Here is a 21260-nt window from a genome sequence, read left to right as displayed (position 1 = left end):
GCCGGAGGCGTCAGGCCACCGCGCCCTGCCCGCGATCCTCCCGCTTCTTTGAGAGGGCCATGATGCGAATGCCCGGCCGGACCTCGGGCGGGTTGTCGCCCTCGACCAGCCGCAGGCCGCCCTCACCGACATAGCCGAAGATCTTCGCGTCCGGGTTGGCGGCCATGTAGTCCTCCAGCCCGAACTCCTCGCTCAGCCGCGTGGTGCGGAACGACCAACCCTCGGCGACCAGCCGCGCGAAATCCTCGTAGGAGGTGCCGGGCCCGAACTGCCGCCCACCGAGCTGCGCGGGCAGCTCCTGCCGCCCCTCCGCCCCCTCGCAGCGGCCGATCTGGAAGACGTTGTTGCGCCCGAATTCCGGCCCGAAATCGGTGCCGACCAGCGCGTTGTAGCCGTCGTTGTCGGTCGCCGCGAGTACCGCGCCGTACTTTGCGAGGTCGAGGGAATGTTCCGCCGCCTCCGACAGGATCTCCCCGTGATAGGTCGGGATCCCGGCCTCCCGCACCGCGCGCAGGCGGAACCAGTTGCGGTCGACGACGAGCACCGGGATCTCAGCCTTCTCCAGTGCCTTGGCGAGGTTCAGCGACCAGCGCGAGCCCCCCACGATCAGCAGCCCCGGCTTCGAGGCCGCCGTCAGCCCCAGGAACCGCGCGAGCGGCGCCATGGAAAAGCCGTGCAGCACTACCGTGCCCGCAACGAGCGCAAAGGCGAGCGCGGTAAGCTGCGCCCCGTCCGCAACGCCGAGATCCACAAGCTGCGTGCCGAAGAGGCCGGAGACCGCCACCAGCACCACACCCCGTGGCCCGATCCACGCGATCATTGCCTTCTCCTGCCACGGCAGCCCGGTTCCGATCAGCGAGACCAGCACCGTGACAGGCCGCGCGATTAGCACCACGACGAGGACGAAGAGCACCGTGCGAAGGCTCAGCGTCTGCAGGTCCGCCATCGTCAGCGAAGCGGCGAGCAGCACGAACACGCCGGAGACGAGGATGATCGTCGCATGCTCCTTGAACCGCCGGATCTCGTCGAGCGAGGGCAGATGCGTGTTGGCGAGGTAGATGCCCATCAGCGTCACCGCGAGCAGCCCGCTTTCGTGCAGGACGTAGTCGGAAGCGGCATAGATCAGCAGCACGGCGCCGAAGAGGACCGAGACCTTCATGTATTCCGGCACCTTGCCCCGCCGGAACGCCCACGCGATCACCCAGCCGCCGGCAAAGCCGAGCACCGTGGCGAGCGTGATCCCCTGCACCAGATGCCAGATCGCACCGGCGAGTGTCAGGGAGCCGTAGAGGGCGAGGAACACCTCGAAGGCGAGCACCGCCGCGAGCGCCCCGATGGGATCGTTGACGATCGCCTCCCATTTCAGGATCCGCGCGGGCCGCGATTGCAGCCGCGCCTGCCGCAAGAGCGGCGTGATCACGGTCGGCCCGGTCACGATCATGATGCCGCCGAAGACGATCGAGCTCTCCCAGCTCAGCCCCGCGCCATATCGGATCGCGAGCGTCGACATCAGCCAGCCGAGCGGCGCGCCGATCACCACCAGCCGGGTGACGGACGGCCCCGCATCCTTCAGGCTCTTGAAGTTCAGCGTCAGCCCGCCCTCGAACAGGATCACGGCGACCGCCACCGCGATGATCGGCTTGAAGAGCTCGCCGAAGGTCGCCTGCGGCACCAATAGGCCCGTCGCCGGTCCCACCACCAGCCCCGCCGCGAGCATCAGCACGATGGCCGGGAGCTGGAACCGCCACGCGAGCCACTGCGATCCGATGCCGACGAGGCCAATAAGGGCGAAGGTGGTGACCGGGTCCATGCGCGCTCCTGCTGGAGGCCGCTCAGGACCTCGAATAGTCGATGATGCCGAGGCGCCACGCGGCGACCCGACCGAGATTGAGCCAGAAGGATAGGCCTTCGCGCAGATATGACCACGCGCGCCGCAACGGCGCCGCGCTCTCGGCCCGCCTCAGCGCCACCACGTCGAGCCCGGCGGTTCGGAACAGCAACTGAGCCCGCGGCAAATGGAAGCCGCTGCTGACCAGCACCAGCCGCCGCCCGGCGAGGTCTTCTCGCGAAAACAGGGCGTTCTGGATCGTGTTGCGGCTTTCGCTCTCCACGCTGATCCGGGCCGGGGCGACGCCCAACTCCTCGGCGAGGCGCGCCATCGCCGCGGCCTCCGAAATCGGATCGGGCAGCCCGCCGGTGAAGTGGAGCCGCTGGTTCGGGCCGAGCATCTCGACCGCCGCGCGGACCCGGCGGGTGGAGGCGCCTTTCAAGGCACCGTCCTCCACCCCGCCCCCGAGCACCACGATGATCTCGGCCTGTGGCACTGGGTCCCCGGCTCGTGGGATCAGAGCGGCGCGCAGAGCGATGACCGCACTGGTGACCAGCGGCAGGAGGAGTGCTGCGATCAGCAGCACTCTCATCCCCGCGTGTGCGCCCGGTCACGCAGCTCGCGCCGCATGATCTTGCCGGTTGCCGTCATCGGCAGATCCTCTACGAAGATCACGGCGCGCGGAGCGACATGCGGGCTGATCCGCTCGCGCACCCGGGCGATCAGCGCGTCCGCCTTGCCCTCTGCCGCCGCCCCCTCGCGCAACACCACGTAGGCCTGCACCGCTTCCGTGCGCACCGGGTCGGGCACGCCGATCACACCGGCCATGGTCACGTCTGGATCGCCGGCGAGGCACTCCTCGATCTCGCTCGGCCCGATGCGGTAGCCCGACGATGTGATCACATCGTCCGTCCGGGAGGAGAAGTAGACGAAGCCGTCCTCATCCATCCGCGCCACGTCTCCAGTCAGCATCCAGGGGCCGCGGAACTTCTCCATCGTCTTGTCGGGGTTCTTCCAGTACTCGAGGAACATCGCCGGGTCCGGACGACGCACCGCGATCTCGCCCTCCTCGCCCGGCGGCAGCGGGCCGTCCGGGCCCAGGATCGCCACCTCGTGCCCCGGCACGGCCCGCCCGGTGGAGCCCGGCCGCGGCGCGTCCATCGAGGCCATATTGCCGAGCACCAGGTTGCACTCGGTCTGTCCGTAGAACTCGTTGATGTCGGTGCCCAGCCGCTCCCGCCCCCAGGCGAGGAGGTCGGCGCCCAGCGCCTCGCCGCCCGATCCGACGGTGCGCAAGCTTGCCTGCCCCGTGCTCTGCCGCATCAGCTTCAGCGCCGTGGGCGGCAGGAAGACGTTGCGCACGCCCAGCCGCTCCATCAGCCAGAAGGCGTGGTCGGGGTCGAACTTCGCCATCCGGTGCGCGATCAGCGGCACGCCGAGGGTCAGCGCCGGCAACATGACGTTGGTCAGCCCTCCCATCCAGGCCCAGTCGGCCGGCGTCCAGAGGCAGTCGCCCGGCTGCGGCAACCACTCGTGATGGGTCTCCACCCCTGGCAGGTGGCCAAGTAGCACCTTATGCCCGTGCAGCGCCCCCTTGGGCGGCCCGGTCGTGCCGGAGGTGTAGGAGATGAAGGCGGGATCGGTCAGCGACGTCTCCGCCACTGGGCAGGCATCGGCGGCTTTGCCGAGCTCCTGCCAGAAGCCGAAGGTGCCCGCCTCCCGCTCATCGATGGAGTAGATGAAATCGAGCTCCGGCAACTCGTCGCGGATCGCGAGCAGCTTCGGCAGGTTGATCCGGTCGGTCACGACGACCTTCGCGCCGGAATGCCCGATCCGGTACTTCAGCCCGTCCTCGCCGAAAAGTGTGAAGAGCGGCACCGCCACCGCCCCCAGCTTGTAGGCGGCGAGATGCGTCAGCACCGTCTCCGGCGTTTGCGGTAGCAGCACGGCAATCCGGTCGCCGCGCACGACGCCCCGCGCGGCGAAGGCGTTGGCGAGCCGCGACGACGCCCGTGAAAGCTGGATGTAGGTGTAGTCCCGCAGCTCTCCATCGGGCCGCAGATAGGTCATCGCCCGCCGCTCAGGCGTCACCCGGGCCCAGCGCTCGCAGGCCTGTTCGGCGATGTTGTAGCGGGCGGGCGTCGGCCAATGGAAGGCGTCGCGCATCGCGGCCCAGCTCCCCAGATCGGGGACCAGGGTGGTGTCGGGCAGGCTGGGGGGTATCGTGCTCACGTCTCTCTTCGATGTTGCGGCCGGTCAGGATTTCTTGAGCGTGACATCGGCGAAGCCGACATAGACCCAAGCGCCACCCGGGCTCTCCTCGAACCGGTAGAGGCCCTGCAGGTCGCCGATCAGCGACGCGGTCCCGGCGATCCGCCAGCAGGCGTCGAAATCACAGGCGATCTGCGAGGTTTGAAGCCCGGCAATGCCGTTGGCGTCGGCGTAGTTCTTCACCGCCTGCGCGGTGCCCGGCGGGGCGGAGGGGTGGTCCCAACCCCAGAGGAAGGTCTCGTCCTGCGGGTTCCAGGTCCCGACGAGCTGGACCGGGGCTGATGCCTCCGTCCCGTCGTCGAAGAACCAGGAGATCCGGCCGGCGGCGGGGTCTACGTCGAACCGCCGCGCCTCATCCATGCGCCACGCGCCGCTATGGGCGCTCTGTTGTGCGGCGACGTGGTTGCCGGCCATTGTCAGGAGCGTCTCGTAGTCGGTCGGCAGCTCCGGTGCTCCGGTCCGCCCGCCCTCGGCGGGTACTGCGGTTGCCGCTGTGGCGAGGCCCAGGGTCGAGAGGATCGTCTTGAACATGGCGCCTCGTCCCCGTGTTGTCTGGCGCGAAGGCATCCGAAGGCCGTGCCGCGGCGCGTCGAGCGATGCCGCATCAACGGGCATGATGAGAGCGAACCCGGTCATGCAGTCCTTCCTCTCACCATTGGGCAAAAACTCATCATAAGTCCCCCGACCGCGCAAGTCCGCGGCGCGGGCGGGTCAGCACCTCGACCGGATCGCCGTTGAAGGTAGAGCGGTAGGCGATGTCGTATCCCATCTCGCCCGCCAGCTTCAGCGAGCGTTCGTTGTCGGCGGCGATCATCGCGCAGGTGGCGTCGAAGGCCGGATGCGCATCGGCCCAGGCGAGCATCGCGCCCACCGCCTCCCGCGCGTAGCCCTGCCCGCGGCCCGTCTCGTTGAAGACCCAGCCTGCCTCCGGCATGTCGGGCAGCGGCGGGTCGAGCTCGCGCATGGCGTTGAGGAAGCCGACCTCGCCGAGATACGCGCCGTCCTCCTTGCGCCGCACGGCCCAGAAGCCCCAGCCCTCCAGCGCCCACTCGCCGACCCGGCGCAGCAGGCGAGCGCGGGCGTCCGAGCGCTTGATCGGCGCGCCCGCGATGTTGGCCACCACCATCGGATCGCGCCACAGCGCCCAGAGGTCGTTAAAATCAGCCGCGCCATGCGGCGTCATCGTGAGCCGTGCCGTCTCGATGCTCCGGTTCATTCCGCGATCGCCTCCAGCAGCGTGACGGCGAGGTCCCGGCGGAGGTCGCGCAGGGCCGCGAAGCTCTCCGCCTCCATGTAGAGGGCGAAGGCGAGCGGCGCCGCACCCTCCCGCACCTGCCAACCGACATACCAGCCGCCGAAGGGTCCGGCGAGGTTGCCCGGGACGAGCGGCCCCGCGCCGGTCTTGGCGTGGAGGCCGGCGTGATCGGGCTCGGCGCTGATCTCCGCCAATATCTCCAGATGCTCCGGTGCGACCCCGGCGGTGCCCGACAAAAGGCTCTCCAGAAACGCGACCTGCCCGGCGACCGAGATCTCCAACGGGCCGCCCAGCCAGAAGTCGTCGCGCCCCTCCCCCGGGTCGGCATTGCCGTAGTCCCAGCGCGCCAGCCAGTCGCGGTAGCGGTCGGAGCCGACCTCGGTCGCCACGTCCCTGAAGTACCAGACCGCGGACGCGCGGAAGGCGGTGGCCAGCGTATGGTCCTGCAGCCAGGCGTCCGGCCACCAGCGCCCCGCGGGGTGCCTGCTGCTATCCCAGGTCCGCAGCGCGTTGGGTCCGTCCGCGACGCCGATCTCCAGCGCGATCAGCAGGTTGGGGATCTTGAAGGTCGACCAGGGCCGGTGGGCCGTATCGAGATCACTGCCCTCCAGCACGTACCGCTCCGCCCCGCCGACACTGCGCGCGAGGAAGGCGACCTCTTGCACGCCCGGCGCGTCCACGAACGGCGCACGCGGGATCACCTCATCGGCCTGCGCCCCCGTCGCCAGCAGCACGAGCGCGCAGAGCCAACCCCTCATGGCTTCGGCCGCGTCTCGGCGAAGGCGGGCAGACCACGCATATCGGCCACCAGCCGGTCGAGCATCGGCGTGTCGCCCACGTCGAGATCGGGGAAGACGACCTCCACCATCTCACCCGCGATCGCCACTGCGATGTCACCGCCCATGGGCTGGTCGGTCCGCGAGAGCCAACCGGCCTCGGGCACGCGGCCCTCCAGCACCTGGATCCCGGCCCGGATCTGCCCCTCCAGCCGCTCGATCCAGGCGGGGTAATGGAATTCCTCGGGCCGCCGCACCTTGTCGTAGACCAGCGCTACGATCTTCTCGGCGGTGGAGGTGGCATAGGCGATGTCCTGCAGCGTCCGCCGCCGCTCGGCCCCGCCCGCGGGCAGCAGGCGCGCCTCCTCCGGCGCCGTTTCCTCAAGGTGGTCGATGATCGCCGCCGTCTCCACCAGCACCTCGCCATCGTCGAGCACAAGGGCGGGTACGCGGCCCAGCGGGTTCACCGCCTTGATCTCCTCCCACTGCGGTCCGGCGACTAGCAACTGCCGCCGCTCGACCTCGCGCCCCTGCAGGTCACACCAGATCGCCACGCGGCGCGCGAAGGGTGACATGTCTCGTCCGTAGAGGATCATCCCGCTCTCCCTTCAGAGGCTGCGTTCGTCGTAATAGACGTCGAGCACCACGACCCGCGCCTGATCGACGCCAAGCGCGCGCACCGCGTCGAGCGAGATCCGGTCCATCCGCGCATCGTCGCCCGGACGCAGCTCGACCTGCGCGCCCTGCCCCGTCTCCTGATCCACGACCCAGCCGTTCACCACGCGCTGGATCCCGGCCATGGAGAGCCAGGCGCCCGTCTCCTCGACACTGACCTCAGCCACGGTCGGGCCGATCAAACGGCCACTGACAGGCGAGGGCTGGCCGGGATCGGCGATATTGGGGGTCGGCGGCGGCGCGGGCTGCTCCGCCGGAGTGCAGGCCACCAACGCAGCGAGGCAGAGGAGAAACCGGGTCATGCTATGCTCCGTTTTGCACGGCGTGAAACGGGCCGGGGTGCGTTCTTGCAACCGGTCCGGCGCAACCCTACTCTCCCGGACATGAGCGATCAAACTGCACCGCTGATCGACCCCTTCGCGCGGGCCATCACCTACCTCCGGGTCAGCGTGACCGACCGCTGCGATTTCCGCTGCACCTACTGCATGTCGGAGCACATGACCTTCCTGCCGAAGGCGGAGCTGCTGAGCCTCGAGGAGCTCGATCGGCTCTGCACCGCTTTCGTCGATCTGGGCGTGAAGAAGCTGCGGATCACCGGGGGCGAGCCGCTGGTGCGCCGCGGGATCATGACCTTCTTCGAGGGGATGGGGCGGCACCTCGTCACCGGCGCGCTCGATGAGCTGACGCTGACCACCAACGGCTCCCAGCTCCGCCGTTTCGCCCAGCCGCTGGCCGATGCGGGCGTGCGGCGGGTCAACGTCTCCCTCGACACGCTCGACGAGAAGAAGTTCGCGGACGTCACCCGCTGGGGCCGCTTCGCGCAGGTTATGGACGGCATCGACGCCGCGATTGAGGCCGGGCTCAAGGTCAAGATCAACGCCGTGGCCCTCAAGGGCGTGAACGACGACGAGGTGGAGAAGATGGTCGAGTGGTGCCACGCGCGCGCCATGGACCTCACCTTCATCGAGGTCATGCCGATGGGCGACGACATCGACCGGCTGGACCAGTACTGGTCGCTCAAGGATCTGCGCGCCCGGCTGGAGGAAAGCTGGCAGCTCGTCGACATCCCCTACAAGACCGGCGGCCCCGCCCGCTATGTTCGGGTGGAGGAGACGGGCGGCCGCGTCGGCTTCATCACGCCGCTCAGCCACAATTTCTGCGAAAGCTGCAACCGCGTGCGGCTGACCTGCACCGGACAGCTCTACATGTGCCTCGGCCAGGACGACGACGCGGACCTGCGGAAGGTGTTGCGGGCGAGCGACGACGACGCAGTGCTGCACGACGCGATCCGCCGCGCGATCGATCGCAAGCCCAAGGGCCACGATTTCGACTATTCGCGTCAGAAAGTGGCGGGCGAGATGGGCCGCCACATGAGCCATACCGGCGGATGAAACACCTGATCGACGGGCTGCGCGGAAGGGCGACGATGCGTCGGCTGGCCCGGACGCTTGCCGAAAACGATGAGCTCAGCGGGCTCACCGCCCCCCGCTTCATCCGGAACCGCAGCGGCAAGCTGACCTTCGAGGCAACGCTCGACGGCCATCCAGTGCTGGTACAGCGCTTTACGCGGGAGGATCCGCCGACGGTCGCCCGCAACGTCCATGAAGCCTACCGCAAACTGCGCGAGGTCATGGGCGACGGCGCTTTCACCGTCCCCACCCCGATCGCCGTCGTGCCCGAGGAAGGGACCGTCGTGACCGAGCGGGTCGACGGGATACCTGTGCGCGCCATGCTGCGCGAAGATCCGGCTGCCGCAGCTGACGGCCTGCGCCGCTCGGGCATGTGGCTCGCCCGGCTCCACGCGGCCTTCCCGCCCTATGTGCGTCCCGTCGATATCGGCAAGCAGGCCGAGAACCTGCTCGGCGCGCCTTTGCGTTCACGCAATGCCGAGCTCCGCACCTTCGCGCAGGAGACGTTGCGCACCGCCCGCGGTTGGGGCGTCCGTTCGCTGCCGTTGGTGAAGTTCCACAAGGACTTCGCGCCGGACAACGTGGTGCTGGGGCTGGAGCAGACCTGGGCGGTGGATCTCACCAACACCAAGCGGCGGCTCGCAGCGCTCGACCTGTCGCATTTCCTCGTCGCCGCAACCCGGCAGACGGGTCCGATCGAGGGGCCGCGCGATGCGGGCGGCGTGCCGCTGCTGCTGTCGGAACCCTTCCTCGAAGGTTACGCCGCCGGTCAGGATACCGAGATGCGGGAGCTCGCCGCACTCTTCACGCGCTGCTGGCTCGCGCAGAAGATCGGGCGCGGCATCGTCCACAGCGGCTTCGCCAAGATCGCGGGAAATGTCGCGCAGTATCAGGAGCTTCTGGCGAGGCGAGAGAGGAACGCGGCCTGACGGTCGTGAAACTCCCGCGCGATCTCCAGCTCGAACGCATCGAAGACGTGGATGCCGCCGGGTAACACGTGAAGCTCCGTCGCGTTACCTGCCCCGGCCCAGCGCGCGGCCATCATCAGCGTGTCGTCGATGAGCGGATCCATCGTGCCGACCTGGAACAGCGCCGGCGGCAGGTCCTGAAGGTCGGCATGAAGCGGCGAGGCCGCCCGCCGCCCAGCCGCATCGAGCGCCAGATTGTCCACGAACCACCGGATCGTCGGGGTCGAGAGCACCAGCGGCTCATCCCCCCAATTCGCCGCGGAGGGCGTCAGGTCGAGGTCGAAGCAGCCGTAGTTCAGCACGACGCCCGCCACGCCGCGCCCGCGCAGATGCAGCGCAAGGAGCGCCGACAGGTGCCCCCCGGCGGACTCGCCGCCAATGAGGAACGGCCCCTCGCCGAACGGGCGGTCGGCCAGCAGGTGCTCCGCCGCGGCCACGCAATCCTCGAAACAGGCGGGCCACGGGTGCTCGGGTGCCAGCCGGTACTCCTCCGAGGCGACCGTCAGCCCCGTCCGCTCGGCGATCCGCTGGTTGATCCGGTCGTAATGTGACGGACGCCCGAGCGTCCAGCCGCCGCCATGGATGTGCAGGTAGACGCCTGCCCCCGCGCCCGGCGAGATCCGCAGCCGCCCGCCGTCGAAGTCGTGCCATTGCGAGCCGTCATCCGGCCCCGCGACCGGGAACACGCCCTTCCCCTCATCGCGGGCCTGCCGCGTGAGCTCCGGCGGCACGGTGTGGGTCGGCGGCAGCTCCGCCACCTCCTCCCGAAACCTCTTGAGAAAAGCCTGCGTCTCGGCGGAGATGGCGTCGGGGCGGAACAGCGCGGGGTCGATCTGCATGGGCGGCAGCCTAGCCACGCCGCCGCACGCCCGTCCAGCCGCGCTCAGCTCTCATCGACCAGCCGCACGATCAGGCCGTCGCGCACGGTGAACGCACTGGCGCCTGAAAACCTCAGCTCCTGCCCCGCGCGCCAGCCATTCTCCATGTCCTGCGCCACGGTCGCCGTGAACTCGATGTCGAGGACGGAGAGATCGTCGACCACGATGTAGTTGAGCACAGACTGCCGCCGCGCGCTGAACGCCGCGGCTCCCTGCCGGGCCAGTTTCTCGAACGCCGCGCGCCCGGTCAGTTCCACCGTTTCGGAGCCGGAGGAGATGTTGCGGAACGACACGTCCTCCGAGAGGCACGCCAGCATGCCCTCCACATCCCGCTTGTTGTAGGCGGACAGGTAGCGGACCACGACTTCGGGCAGATCGCGCAAGCTCTAGAGGGCGCTCGCGCGCAGCAGCCGCTGGCGGGTCGGCGGGATCCCCTTGATCTCCAGCCCCGTGAAGACGTGCAGCGTCTTGAGGTCATCGTCGACCACCGCATGGTCGCTGACCCAGCCACCCATCACGAGATAGGTCCGCAAAAGGGGCGGCATCCCCTTCATGGCCCGCTTCAGGTCGGGCTTGCGCAGCCGCAACTGCTTGGCAAAGCGGAAGACCTTGGGCGCCTTCACCCGCGGCAGCCAGCGCTTGGGCGCCAGGTGCTTGTCCTTCAGGAGCGCGAAGGCGTCCATGTAGGCCTCGGCCTCGGTCCCGTGGAAGGAGGAGCAGCCGAACAGCATCTCCACCTCGTGCTCGTCCACGAAGCGGACCATGGCGGCCCAGGCGATGCGCAAGATGTCCGGATCGCGCCACTCGGGATCGATGCAGAACCGCCCCATCTCGACCATCGTGCCGGGATAGTCCTTGAGCGCGTCGAGCTCGTAATACTGCGCCGAATAGCTCTCACCGATCTCGCTGCCGGTCTTGAAGGGCAGGAGGCGGTAGCAGCAGACGAGCGTGCCGGACTTCACCTCCTCAACGAGCACGTGGATGCAGCGCTCGTCGAAATCGTCGGCATCTATGCCGCCGCCGTCCCCGCGGAAGGTTCGAAAGCGCAGCTGCTGCGCTGCGGCGATATCACCCGGTGTCTCGGCAAACCGGACGCGGTAGCGCCCACGAGAGAACATGGCCATGGCTTCCTCCCCGCTGCGGAAGGCCTATATCTGTCATGACATTGGCGACGCGGACGCATGATGCAAGGAAAACAACAGTGATGCACGAAAAGTTCACGAAAACGGATGCCGAGTGGCGCGCGGAACTGAACGATCTCGAATACAAGGTCCTGCGCAAGAAAGGGACGGAGCGTGCGGGAACGCACGACAACTTCCCCAAGACCCCCGGCATCTTTCATTGCCGCGGTTGCGGACAAGAACTTTTCACGCAAGGCGCCAAGTTCGAGAGCGGTACCGGCTGGCCCAGCTTCTACGAACCGATCACGCGCGAAGCCGTTGAGGAGCACGAGGATCGCAGCTTCTTCATGCGCCGGACGGAGATCACCTGCTCCCGCTGCGGCGGCCATCTCGGCCACGTCTTCCCGGACGGACCGGCACCGACGGGCCTGCGCTACTGCATGAACGGCGTCGCCCTCACCTTCGCGGAGGAGAAGGACGCGGCCAAGACCGGCTGATCGTTACGGCGATCCGCCGTCGCCCAGCAGGCCGGCCGGGTTGAAGATGTTGCCCAGAAGCTGCTGCACGACCGAAAGCTCGGAACCGAACGTCTCCGTCGTGCGGCTCACGAACTCGACATCCCGGCCGTCGGCCAGCGTGTACTCGGTGACATCGCGCACCACGGACTGCTCATCGAACTGCACGGCGACGACGCGACGCTCGATCACCTCCGGCGCATTGTAGAGATAGGTGCGCGTCGTGGTGGCGACGTAATACCACTCATCGTTTTCCAAGATCCCGCTGTCACCGGGCCGGCCGAGCTTGCTCGCGACGGTCTGGCGGGTGTCGATGCCCACCTCGACGGTGTCCAGAACCTCGGGCTGCGGCGCGTAGCCATGGCTGCGCAGGCTCGGCGCACAGGCCGTCAGCAAGGTCGCGGCGGCGGTGGCGGTCAGAATGGCGCGGCGCATCGTCCGGTGGGTCTCCCTGAGGGTCGCTATTGTCTTCCCGACCTACCCCGCACATCTTCTGCTGACAAGATCACCCGGAACGAGCTGCCGCAGCGATTCCGAAGGGAGGAGCAGCCATGGCCCGCGCGAAAGCCCCAGACCGCCCGCTCGAGTTCACCCGCCCGCACATGCCGCACCGCCTGGCGCGCGAGGGCCGGATGGACTTCGACGAGACCGCCACCGAGGAGGAGCGTGCAGCGCTTGCCACCCTCTTCGACGCTCGCTCCGTCGACCGCTTCCGCTTCCGCGGCTTTGTGGAGCCCGCCGGGGACGGGGCCCTGCGCCTCGAAGGCCGGCTGGAGGCGACTGTGATCCAGAGCTGCGTCGTCACGCTCCAGCCCGTCACCGCTCGCATTTCGGAGGAGGTGCGCCGTCTCTACCTGCCCGATCTCGACCCCGAACAGGTCGATTTCGATGCGGAGGAGGAGGACGAGGTCGAGGCGATGCCCCGCACGCTGGACATCGGCCTCGTCGCGATCGAGGCCGCCGCCCTTGCCCTGCCCGCCTATCCCCGCGCGGAAGGGGCCGAGCAGTTGCCGGAGCCTGCACCGCAAGGAGATGCGCCCGAGGGCGAACGCCCCTTCGCGGCCCTCGCGGCGCTCAAGGAAAAACTGGGCGGCACCTCGTAAGAATCCCCTTGCGCCCGCGCTGTGGATGCGTATTTTGCCGCTCTCATTCGGATACGGCGTCTGCAGGCTCGCGCAAGACCGCGCAACCGCAGCCGCTTCGCGAAATTCCGGGGCCTTCAGGATCGCCCCGACAGTGATCGAGGTTGAGACATGGCAGTCCCCAAGAGCAAGGTGACGCGCTCCAAGCGTGGCATGCGCCGCGCCCATGACGCACTGGTGGCGGCGAACCCCAACGAGTGCCCGAACTGCGGCGAGCTGCGCCGTCCGCATCACGTGTGCCCGTCCTGCGGCCACTACGCAGATCGTGAAGTCGTCGCACTCGCCGACGAAATCGATCTGGACGAGGACGCTGCGTAAGTTTAGCTGGTAGGCCAAGACGTAACGGACGCGCGAAATGCGCGCGTCCCGAAAGGCGACCAGAACTCCATGGCACGCAACATCGTTATATCGATCGATGCCATGGGCGGCGACTCGGGTCCTTCCGCCATCGTCGGCGGAATGGTGAAGTCGGCCCAGAAGAACGACGAAATCCGGTATATCGTCCATGGTGACGAGGCCGTTCTGAGGCCTCTCGTCGACAAGCGGCGTGAGCTCGACGGCATTGTCGAGATCCGCCACGCCGACGGCGTCATCGACATGACCGAAAAACCGGCCCGCGCGATGCGCAACGGCCGCAACAGCTCCATGTGGGCCGCCCTCCAGACCGTGGAGCGGGGCGACGCGACTGTCGCCGTCTCCTGCGGCAATACGGGCGCGCTGATGGCGATCTCCATGCTGCGCCTGCGCCGCGCCCCCGGCGTCGACCGCCCGGCCATCGCGGTGCTCTGGCCCTCGCAGGGTCCCGCCCGCTACAACATCGTCCTGGACGTCGGTGCGGATATCCGCGCCGATGCGCGCGACCTCGTCCAATACGCCATCATGGGCACCGAATATGCGCGCCTGGGCCTCGAGCTCGACCGCCCGCGCGTTGGCCTGCTCAATGTCGGCACCGAGGAGCACAAGGGCCGCGCCGCGTTGCAGGAGGCGGCCGACGACCTAGAGCGGCTCTGCCAGCAGCCCGACTGCCCCTTCGAATATGTCGGCTTCGTCGAGGGCGGCGATATCGGTCGCGGCGTGGTCGACGTCATCGTCACCGACGGTTTCACCGGCAATGTCGCGCTGAAGACGGCCGAGGGCACCGCCCGCATGATCCGGACCTTCCTGCGCGAGGCGATGGAGCACACGATCTTTTCCCGTATCGGCGCACTCTTCGCGCTCACCTCGCTGCGGAGGCTGCAAAAGCGCCTCGACCCACGGCGGGTGAATGGCGGCGTGTTCCTGGGCCTCAACGGCGCGGTGGTGAAGTCCCACGGCAGCGCGGATGCGACCGGCGTATCGGCGGCGATCAAGCTCGCCTTCCGCCTCGCCAAGAACGGGTTCACCGAGCAGGTCGCGGCCCGCGTCGCCGCGCAGTCCGGCAAACCCCACCCGGCCCCCGCGGGCCAGGAAGGCTGAACATGAGCGTCATTCGTGCAGTGCCCGTCGGCTGCGGCCACTATCTGCCCGAACGCGTCGTGCCGAATTCGGAGTTCGAGAAGACGCTCGACACCTCCAACGAATGGATCGTCGCGCGCACCGGGATCGAGCGGCGCCACTTCGCTGCCGAGGGGGAGAAGACCTCCGACCTCGCGATCCGCGCCGCGATGGCAGCACTTGCCGATGCCGGGATGACCGGCAGCGACCTCGACGCGATCATCCTCGCCACTGCGACCCCGGACCAGACCTTCCCGTCGACCGCCACCCGCGTGCAGTCCGCGCTTGGCGCCGGTGGCTATGCCTTCGACATCCAGGCGGTCTGCGCGGGCTTCATCTACGCACTCGCCAACGCCAACGCGCAGATCATCTCGGGCCAGGCCAAGCGGGTGATGGTCATCGGGGCGGAGACGTTCTCCCGCATCCTCGACTTCACCGACCGGGCGACCTGCGTGCTCTTCGGCGACGGCGCGGGCGCGCTGATCCTGGAGGCGCGCGAAGGCGCCGGCGGACCGAAGGATGCCGGCATTCTGTCGAGCGACCTGAACTCCGACGGCCAGTTCAACGACCTGCTCTACGTGGACGGCGGCGTCAGCTCCACCGGCACGGTTGGGCATCTCCGGATGCAGGGGCGCGAGGTCTTCAAGCACGCCGTCACTAAGCTCTCCGCCTCCGGCATGGCGGCAATGGAGCAGGCGGGCGTGACCCCAGCGGACGTCGCCCTCGTCGTGCCCCACCAGGCCAACCTGCGCATCATCTCGGCCGTCGCGCAGAAGATGGGCCTGCCGATGGAGCGCATCGTGGTTACGGTGCAGGATCACGGCAACACATCCGCGGCCTCGATCCCACTCGCCATGTCCGAGGCGCGGCAGGACGGGCGCATCAAGACAGGCGACCTGATCCTGATGGAGGCGATCGGCGGCGGCCTCGCCTGGGGTGCCGCGCTCATGCGCTGGTGAACTCACGCCTGCGGTTCTCCGCGCAACCCGTTGTTATTGACTCTCTTTCCCAGTTCCCGCACCTTTTTGTCAAATGGCACAGCGGTATAGGGTGACTCGATGGGTGAGAACACTTTGACGCGGATGGACCTCAGTGAGGCCGTATACCGCGAGGTCGGGCTCAGCCGGAATGAGAGCGCCCAGCTTGTCGAGGACGTGCTGAAGCACATGTCCGATGCGCTTGTGCGCGGCGAGCAGGTGAAGATCTCGTCCTTCGGAACCTTCTCCGTGCGTGACAAATCAGCCCGTGTCGGCCGCAACCCCAAGACGGGGGAGGAAGTGCCGATCGAGCCGCGCCGCGTGCTCACCTTCCGCCCGTCGCACCTGATGAAGGAGCGCGTGGACGCCGGGAACAAACGGTAATCCGCGCGACGTCCCCGTATGGAGAAGTCGCCACAGGCATTCCGCACGATCTCGGAAGTTTCGTCCATCGTCCAGGTGCCCGCCCATGTCCTCCGCTTCTGGGAGGGCAAGTTCACGCAGGTCCGCCCCATCAAGCGGGGCGGCGGGCGGCGCTATTACCGGCCCGAGGACGTGCAGCTCCTGATCGCGATCAAGGAGCTCCTCTATACCGAGGGGCTGACGATCCGCGGCGTGCAGAAGATGCTCCGTGAACAGGGCGTGAAGACGCTCTCCCACCGATTCTCGCCCGAGAGCGTGGTGGTGGACGATTTCGGAGGGCGCGCCGATGCGGCGGAGCCCGAGGTCGGCGAGACCGACGATCTGTGGAACGACGTGCCGGCCGAAGGGCTGGCGACCGAGGAAGAGGACACGAGCATGAGCGAACCGGCGATGAAGCACACGCCCGAGCCCTCCGGCCCCCAGGATCCCGAGCGTGCGGCGAAGATGCGCTCCGTCCTCACCCGGCTCGAGGACCTGCGCGCGCGCATGGTCGCCCATCCCGGACCGGACCTCGGCGAATGAACGAAACGGCTCTTGAAGCGCCCCGCGCTTTCGGGCAGAACCCTGCGCACGGTCGGGCTATAGCGCAGTCTGGTAGCGCGTCCGTCTGGGGGACGGAAGGTCGTGAGTTCGAATCTCGCTAGCCCGACCATCAGGAATTTCAGCGCCATGGCCCCCAGCCATGGCGCTTTTCATATGCGGAGAGCTCCATGAGCGAACCGGTCGGCGTCCTCCCCTCCCAAGCCATCGCGGGCATGATCGAGCGCGGCGCGATCCGCGCCACCGAGCCGATCCCGGAGGAGCAGATCCAGCCCGCGAGCCTCGACCTGCGGCTGGGCCGCGTCGCCTACCGCGTGCGCGCCTCCTTTCTGCCGGGCGACGGCACGGTCGAGGACCGGCTGCCCACGTTTTCCATGCACGAAATCAGCCTCGACGGCGGCGCGGTGCTGGAGAAGGGCTGCGTCTACCTCGTACCGCTGATGGAAAGCCTCGCCCTGCCCCCGTCCATCGACGCAGTGGCGAATGCGAAGAGCTCCACAGGCCGCCTCGACCTCTTCACCCGCCTGATCTGCGACCGCGGCGAGGAGTTCGACCGGATCGATGCCGGCTACGAGGGCCCGCTCTGGGCCGAGATCAGCCCGCGCTCCTTCTCCGTCCTCGTACGGCCCGGCCTGCGCCTCAACCAGATCCGCTTCCGACAGGGCAAGGCTGAACTCGACGACGCGGCTCTCGCGGCCCTGCATGCGGAGACGACGCTGGTCGACGTGCCTGCCCATATCGACGCCGGTCTCGGCTTCTCCGTCGATCTGCGGCCCGCGGAGGGCTCCATCGTCGGCTATCGGGCCAAGCCCCACACCGCACTGATCGACCTCGACAAGATCGGTCATTACGAGGTGCCGGAGTTCTGGGAGGAGGTGCATGCCAGCGACGGCCGCATCATCCTCGACCCCGGCGCGTTCTACATCCTGGTCAGCCGCGAGGCGGTGCACGTGCCACCCGACCACGCGGCCGAGATGGCGCCCTACCTCGCCATGGTGGGCGAGTTCCGTGTGCACTACGCAGGCTTCTTCGACCCCGGCTTCGGCCATGCGGGCGCCGGCGGCTCCGGCTCCCGCGGCGTGCTGGAGGTCCGCTGCCACGAAGCGCCCTTCGCCCTCGAACACGGCCAGATCGTGGGACGGCTGGTCTACGAGAAAATGGCCGAGCGCCCCGCGAAGCTCTACGGCGCCGACATGGGCTCCAACTACCAGGGCCAGGGCCTGAAGCTTTCGAAGCACTTCCGGATGGGGTGAGCCGTCATGGTCGGGCTCGACCCGGCCATCTCTTTGATCGGGGAGATCCTCGGGTCGAGCCCGAGGATGACGGCTCCGATGCAACGTCTGCACTTAATGCGAAAGGCCCCGGATCGGGTCCGGGGCGGTGGCAAGACGTTCAACCGTCCCGGCCGCAGAGCCGGGACCGGTCAGCCAGACCTCAGCCGTCCCGCTCGCGCAGTTCCGCCTCGCGCCGGGCTATCTCTTCCTCGCGACGCGCCAGCTCTTCCTCACGGTCGCGGCGGGCCAGCGCTTCCTCGCGCTGGCGCAGCGCCGCCTCGCGGTCGTCCAGCGGATCATGCGGGGCCGCCGGGGCCTGCCCGCGCTTCGACATCATTTCGTCCGCCTTGCGGAAGGCGGAGTTCATGCCGCGCCGCATGAGCTGGCGCATCACCATGTTCATGATCTGGTTGACGTTCATTCCCAATCCCTCACCCGAGCGCGCTCACTCGAACATATCGTCCTGATCCTCGACCGGTGCGCCGTCCTCGTCCACCTCCGCCTCGGGCTCAGCGCCCGGCAGCGGTCGGTTGTCGAGGAGGCCCGCGGCCCTCAGCTCCTTCAGGTCGGGCAGGTCGCGGGCGGTTTCAAGGCCGAAATGCGCCAGGAAGCCCTGAGTCGTGGTAAACGTCACCGGCCGACCGGGCGTCTGCCGCCGCCGTCCCAGCTTGATCCAGTCGAGCTCCATCAGCAGGTCGATCGTCCCCTTGGAAACTGAAACACCCCGGATCTCCTCGATCTCCGCCCGCGTCACTGGCTGGTGATAGGCGACGATGGCCAGCGTCTCGATCGCGGCACGCGACAGCTTGCGGACCTCGACCGTCTCCTTCTGCATAAGGAAGCTCAGGTCCGCCGCCGTCCGAAACGCCCACTCGTCGCCGGAGCGCAGCAGGTGCACGCCGCGGCCCGAATAGCGCTTCTGCAAGCTCACCAGCGCCTGCGCGACGTCGCAGCCATGGGGCAGCCGCGCCGCGAGCGCCCGCGTGCTCAGCGGCTTTGACGAGGCGAACAGCACCGCCTCCACCATCCGCTCCTGCTCGGCCAGCGGCGGCGCCTCGAACAGCGTTTCCAGCGCGCCGGGTTCGGAGAGGTCGTCCTCGCTCATGCGCGCCTCTTGATCTCGATCCGGCCAAAGGTCTCGCCCTGCCGCAATTCGAGCTGCCCCGCCTTTACCAGCTCCAGCGAGGCGGCGAAGGTCGCCGCGGTGGCGGAGCGGCGCTTCTTCGGGTCGAGCCGCCAGGCCTCGGGCAGGTAATCCTCAAGCTCGGACCATTCCATGACCGCGCCGATCAGGCCCTTCATCCGCTCCAGCGCCTGCTCCATCGTGTAGATCGCACCGCGGTTGTAATGCAACGGCTGGAAGTCGTCGCGCGTCTTGATCCGCGCATAGGCCCGCATGAGGTCCACGAGCGAGGCGTCATACTCCACCCGCCGCTTCATCGTGATGTCCTCGGGCTGACCGCGCGCGAGGAAGTCGCGGCCCAACTGGTCGCGCCCCATTAGCTTCGCCGCCACCCGCCGCATCGCCTCGAGCCGTTCGAGCTGGAAGGCGAGGTGGGCGGCCAGTTCCTCCCCGCTCGGCCCCTCCTCCTCCGGATCGGGGGGCAGGAGCAGGCGCGACTTCAGGAAGGCGAGCCAGGCGGCCATCACCAAGTAGTCCGCCGCCAGCTCGATCCGCAGCCGCTTCGCCGCCTCGACGAAGGCGAGGTACTGGTCCGCAAGCTGCACCATGGAAATCTTGCGCAGGTCCACCTTCTGGGTGCGGCTGAGCGTCAGCAACAGGTCCAACGGCCCCTCGAAGCCGTCTACGTCGATCACCAGCGCCTCGGCGGCCAGCCGCTGCTCACGATCGCGGATCAGGAAGTCGTCAGGCATGCCCTGCCTCCCGCTCCAGCTCGTCGAGCTCCGCGCCCAGCTCCGCGATATCCACCTCATCCGGGGCCTGCCGCTGGGCCAGCGCTCCCTGCGCGCGGTTGAGCGCCGGACCGGCCAGGGCGGGCGCGGCACTCGCCACGCCCTCCATCTCCGCCATGTCGCCGTTGCAGTGCAGGATCATGTCGCAGCCCGCGGCGATCGCCCGCTCGGTCCGCTCGGCGAACGAGCCCGTCAGCGCCTTCATCGACAGATCGTCGGTCATCAAGAGGCCGACGAAGCCCAGCCGGTCGCGGATATGGGTGATGACATCCGCGCTCATCGTCGCGCAGTTGTCGCGGTCGAAGGCGTCGTAGACGACATGCGCGGTCATCGCCATCCCGGTCTCGATCAGCCCGGTGAAGGGCGCGAAATCGGTGTTCATCAGGTCCGTCAGCCCCGCCTCGACCACCGGCAGCTCGTGGTGACTGTCCACGAGGCCGCGGCCGTGCCCGGGGATGTGCTTGGCCACCGGTAGCACACCACCGGCGAGCAGACCTTCAGACACCGCCTTCCCGATCTCCGCCACGCCTTTCGGATCGGTGCCGTAGCAGCGGTTGCGCAGGAAGACGTGGGTGTCGTCCCGGGCGAGGTCGAGCATCGGGGCGCAGTTCACGTCGATCCCGACCTCGTAGAGCTCATGCGCGATGTAGCGGTAGCGCTTGCGCATCGCCTCGACGCGCATGCCCTCCGGCAGATGCTGCATGAAGTCGAGCGGCGGCATCCATTCGCGGAAATGCGGGCTGCGCAGGCGCTGGACCCGGCCGCCCTCCTGATCGATCAGGATCGGCACGTCGCGGCCCATGAGCGCCCGCAGCTCGGAGGTCAGCGCGCGGATCTCATCCGGCTCCCCGAGGTTGCGGTCAAAGACGATGAAGCCCCACGGGTCCGCCTCCTTGAAGAAGGCCCGTTCCTGCTCAGACGGCATCTTGCCCTCGAGCCCGAAGATCGCCGCCATCGTCATCGTTTCTGCACCGGTATGCACTGGAGCCCGCGTGCGACGAGTGCGGCACAGGCCGCCCGCGTCTCGGTCTCGCTGTCGAAGCCAACGGCGCGCAGGCGATAGAGCGTCCGCCCGCCGGATGTCGTCTGTTCGATGTAGCGCAGCTTGCCCGTCAGCAGGTCGGGCTGCGCATCAAGGATCCCGGCCCATTGCAGCAGGGCCACCTGCTCGCTGTCGAAGGCGCCGAGCTGGATCATGTGCGCGCCATCGTCGATGGCGTCCGCCTCGATCGCGACGGGCTGTTCGGGCTCAGGCGCAGGGCGGCGGCCCGGCTCCAGCCCACTCGGCCGCCCGCGCGGCACGATGCTGACCACCGGCGCGTTGGGCAGCGCACGGCCCGCGGCGGGATCGACGGGCTCCTCGCCCTCGGCGACCTCCGGCTCCTCCTCATCGGGTGCCGGCACCTCGATCACGTCCTGCGGCAGGGCCGCGGTCATGATCTCCGGATCCATGGGGTCGGGAGCGAGGGTCACATCCTCGGGACCGACCTCGCGCACGTTGCCTGCGATCACCTCGTTGACCTCCAGCCCCTGGTGCGGCGCGACCGTGCCGCCGGGATCCTCCGGCTGCACCCGCGCGGGGCCTGCCTGTGCCATGATGATGGGAACCTGGGTCACGTCCTGCGTGCTCATGCGCCAGAGCCACAGTCCCAGGATCACGAGCAGCGCGACCGACATGACCGCGCCTGCGGCCCGCCCGATGCGACCCCACAGCCCGTTCGATTCCGTCGCGAAGTCCGCCTGATCGCGCATATACCTGTCCTCTGCCGACACCTTATCTGGTGTCCGGCCCTGCTCCAACCCCGAAATAGGGGGCCGTCT

General features: G+C 68.3%; 27 protein-coding genes and 1 tRNA gene. 11 read left to right on the top strand and 17 right to left on the bottom strand.

Annotated elements, in window-relative coordinates; genetic code table 11:
- Positions 1 to 10: 10 nt before the first annotated feature.
- The 8 genes from I0K15_RS15395 to I0K15_RS15360 form a co-directional block, all read right to left on the bottom strand.
- Positions 11 to 1810: a cation:proton antiporter gene (locus I0K15_RS15395; protein WP_196102384.1), complete on the bottom strand. Its 1800-nt coding sequence runs from the start codon at positions 1808 to 1810 to the stop codon at positions 11 to 13.
- Positions 1811 to 1832: 22 nt separating this feature from the next.
- On the bottom strand, positions 1833 to 2420 hold the full coding sequence (locus I0K15_RS15390) for a YdcF family protein (protein WP_196102383.1): 588 nt from the start codon (positions 2418 to 2420) through the stop codon (positions 1833 to 1835).
- Complete coding sequence (locus tag I0K15_RS15385) at positions 2417 to 4060, bottom strand: AMP-binding protein (RefSeq protein WP_338420746.1); 1644 nt, start codon at positions 4058 to 4060, stop codon at positions 2417 to 2419. Before I0K15_RS15385 ends, I0K15_RS15390 begins: the two co-directional genes overlap by 4 nt.
- A gap of 24 nt (positions 4061 to 4084) precedes the next feature.
- Complete coding sequence (locus tag I0K15_RS15380) at positions 4085 to 4630, bottom strand: DUF6882 domain-containing protein (protein WP_196102382.1); 546 nt, start codon at positions 4628 to 4630, stop codon at positions 4085 to 4087.
- Positions 4631 to 4769: 139 nt separating this feature from the next.
- Positions 4770 to 5315: a GNAT family N-acetyltransferase gene (locus I0K15_RS15375; protein WP_196102381.1), complete on the bottom strand. Its 546-nt coding sequence runs from the start codon at positions 5313 to 5315 to the stop codon at positions 4770 to 4772.
- Positions 5312 to 6112 (bottom strand): class D beta-lactamase, encoded by an 801-nt coding sequence (locus tag I0K15_RS15370; RefSeq protein WP_196102380.1) that lies wholly within the window; start codon positions 6110 to 6112, stop codon positions 5312 to 5314. The genes I0K15_RS15375 and I0K15_RS15370 overlap by 4 nt, the downstream gene beginning before the upstream one ends.
- On the bottom strand, positions 6109 to 6726 hold the full coding sequence (locus tag I0K15_RS15365; protein WP_196102379.1) for a glutathione S-transferase family protein: 618 nt from the start codon (positions 6724 to 6726) through the stop codon (positions 6109 to 6111). The genes I0K15_RS15370 and I0K15_RS15365 overlap by 4 nt, the downstream gene beginning before the upstream one ends.
- Positions 6727 to 6738: 12 nt before the next feature.
- Positions 6739 to 7107 (bottom strand): hypothetical protein, encoded by a 369-nt coding sequence (locus I0K15_RS15360; protein ID WP_196102378.1) that lies wholly within the window; start codon positions 7105 to 7107, stop codon positions 6739 to 6741.
- A gap of 81 nt (positions 7108 to 7188) precedes the next feature.
- On the opposite strand from I0K15_RS15360, the gene moaA reads away from it, so the two are divergent.
- Positions 7189 to 8196 carry a GTP 3',8-cyclase MoaA gene (gene moaA, locus I0K15_RS15355; protein ID WP_196102377.1) on the top strand — a complete coding sequence of 336 codons (1008 nt, stop codon included), beginning with the start codon at positions 7189 to 7191 and terminating at the stop codon, positions 8194 to 8196.
- Entirely contained in the window at positions 8193 to 9143 is a 951-nt protein-coding gene (locus I0K15_RS15350; RefSeq protein WP_196102376.1) for a phosphotransferase, read from the top strand. The genes moaA and I0K15_RS15350 overlap by 4 nt, the downstream gene beginning before the upstream one ends.
- On the opposite strand, the gene I0K15_RS15345 is transcribed toward I0K15_RS15350, so the two are convergent.
- The 3 genes from I0K15_RS15345 to I0K15_RS15335 are packed head-to-tail and all read right to left on the bottom strand — an operon-like array spanning position 9104 to position 11184.
- Entirely contained in the window at positions 9104 to 10021 is a 918-nt protein-coding gene (locus I0K15_RS15345) for an alpha/beta hydrolase (RefSeq protein ID WP_196102375.1), read from the bottom strand. The genes I0K15_RS15350 and I0K15_RS15345 overlap by 40 nt on opposite strands.
- A 44-nt stretch (positions 10022 to 10065) precedes the next feature.
- Positions 10066 to 10443, bottom strand: a complete 378-nt coding sequence (locus tag I0K15_RS15340; protein WP_196102374.1) for a nuclear transport factor 2 family protein — start codon at positions 10441 to 10443, stop codon at positions 10066 to 10068.
- Positions 10444 to 10446: 3 nt separating this feature from the next.
- Positions 10447 to 11184 (bottom strand): GNAT family N-acetyltransferase, encoded by a 738-nt coding sequence (locus I0K15_RS15335; RefSeq protein WP_196102373.1) that lies wholly within the window; start codon positions 11182 to 11184, stop codon positions 10447 to 10449.
- Between the two features lie 80 nt (positions 11185 to 11264).
- On the opposite strand from I0K15_RS15335, the gene msrB reads away from it, so the two are divergent.
- Entirely contained in the window at positions 11265 to 11678 is a 414-nt protein-coding gene (gene msrB, locus I0K15_RS15330; RefSeq protein ID WP_196102372.1) for a peptide-methionine (R)-S-oxide reductase MsrB, read from the top strand.
- Between the two features lie 3 nt (positions 11679 to 11681).
- On the opposite strand, the gene I0K15_RS15325 is transcribed toward msrB, so the two are convergent.
- Positions 11682 to 12131, bottom strand: a complete 450-nt coding sequence (locus I0K15_RS15325) for an outer membrane protein assembly factor BamE (RefSeq protein WP_196102371.1) — start codon at positions 12129 to 12131, stop codon at positions 11682 to 11684.
- Positions 12132 to 12247: 116 nt separating this feature from the next.
- Here I0K15_RS15325 and I0K15_RS15320 point away from each other — a divergent pair, with 116 nt between their 5' ends.
- From I0K15_RS15320 to I0K15_RS15285, 8 genes are all read left to right on the top strand, one after another.
- Positions 12248 to 12799: a YceD family protein gene (locus I0K15_RS15320; RefSeq protein WP_196102370.1), complete on the top strand. Its 552-nt coding sequence runs from the start codon at positions 12248 to 12250 to the stop codon at positions 12797 to 12799.
- Between the two features lie 150 nt (positions 12800 to 12949).
- Complete coding sequence (gene rpmF, locus I0K15_RS15315) at positions 12950 to 13156, top strand: 50S ribosomal protein L32 (protein WP_196102369.1); 207 nt, start codon at positions 12950 to 12952, stop codon at positions 13154 to 13156.
- 69 nt (positions 13157 to 13225) lie between these two features.
- Complete coding sequence (gene plsX / locus I0K15_RS15310) at positions 13226 to 14293, top strand: phosphate acyltransferase PlsX (protein ID WP_196102368.1); 1068 nt, start codon at positions 13226 to 13228, stop codon at positions 14291 to 14293.
- Positions 14294 to 14295: 2 nt separating this feature from the next.
- On the top strand, positions 14296 to 15270 hold the full coding sequence (locus tag I0K15_RS15305) for a beta-ketoacyl-ACP synthase III (protein WP_196102367.1): 975 nt from the start codon (positions 14296 to 14298) through the stop codon (positions 15268 to 15270).
- Positions 15271 to 15369: 99 nt separating this feature from the next.
- Positions 15370 to 15672 carry an integration host factor subunit alpha gene (gene ihfA, locus I0K15_RS15300; RefSeq protein WP_196102366.1) on the top strand — a complete coding sequence of 101 codons (303 nt, stop codon included), beginning with the start codon at positions 15370 to 15372 and terminating at the stop codon, positions 15670 to 15672.
- A gap of 18 nt (positions 15673 to 15690) precedes the next feature.
- Positions 15691 to 16233, top strand: a complete 543-nt coding sequence (locus tag I0K15_RS15295) for a MerR family transcriptional regulator (protein WP_196102365.1) — start codon at positions 15691 to 15693, stop codon at positions 16231 to 16233.
- Positions 16234 to 16286: 53 nt separating this feature from the next.
- Positions 16287 to 16363: transfer RNA gene (locus I0K15_RS15290), tRNA-Pro, on the top strand.
- Positions 16364 to 16421: 58 nt separating this feature from the next.
- Positions 16422 to 17504, top strand: coding sequence for a 2'-deoxycytidine 5'-triphosphate deaminase (locus I0K15_RS15285; protein ID WP_196102364.1), 1083 nt, complete (start codon positions 16422 to 16424; stop codon positions 17502 to 17504).
- A 181-nt stretch (positions 17505 to 17685) separates the two neighbouring features.
- On the opposite strand, the gene I0K15_RS15280 is transcribed toward I0K15_RS15285, so the two are convergent.
- From I0K15_RS15280 to I0K15_RS15260, 5 genes are read right to left on the bottom strand one after another with little or no spacing between them, the layout of a single operon-like run.
- Positions 17686 to 17946, bottom strand: coding sequence for a hypothetical protein (locus I0K15_RS15280; RefSeq protein ID WP_196102363.1), 261 nt, complete (start codon positions 17944 to 17946; stop codon positions 17686 to 17688).
- Between the two features lie 24 nt (positions 17947 to 17970).
- Positions 17971 to 18630, bottom strand: a complete 660-nt coding sequence (gene scpB, locus I0K15_RS15275) for an SMC-Scp complex subunit ScpB (protein ID WP_196102362.1) — start codon at positions 18628 to 18630, stop codon at positions 17971 to 17973.
- Positions 18627 to 19400, bottom strand: a complete 774-nt coding sequence (locus tag I0K15_RS15270; protein ID WP_196102361.1) for a segregation and condensation protein A — start codon at positions 19398 to 19400, stop codon at positions 18627 to 18629. Before I0K15_RS15270 ends, scpB begins: the two co-directional genes overlap by 4 nt.
- A complete protein-coding gene (locus I0K15_RS15265; RefSeq protein WP_338420745.1) occupies positions 19393 to 20394 on the bottom strand; it encodes a glycoside hydrolase family 3 N-terminal domain-containing protein in 1002 nt (333 codons plus the stop codon). The genes I0K15_RS15270 and I0K15_RS15265 overlap by 8 nt, the downstream gene beginning before the upstream one ends.
- 2 nt (positions 20395 to 20396) lie before the next feature.
- Complete coding sequence (locus I0K15_RS15260; RefSeq protein WP_196102359.1) at positions 20397 to 21191, bottom strand: SPOR domain-containing protein; 795 nt, start codon at positions 21189 to 21191, stop codon at positions 20397 to 20399.
- Between the last annotated feature and the right edge of the window lie 69 nt (positions 21192 to 21260).

Origin of the sequence: Pontivivens ytuae (assembly GCF_015679265.1) — a bacterium.
Taxonomy (GTDB): Bacteria; Pseudomonadota; Alphaproteobacteria; order Rhodobacterales; family Rhodobacteraceae; genus Pontivivens; species Pontivivens ytuae.
Note: the sequence above shows the minus strand (reverse complement) of the source record. Positions and strands in the feature narration are given on the sequence as shown.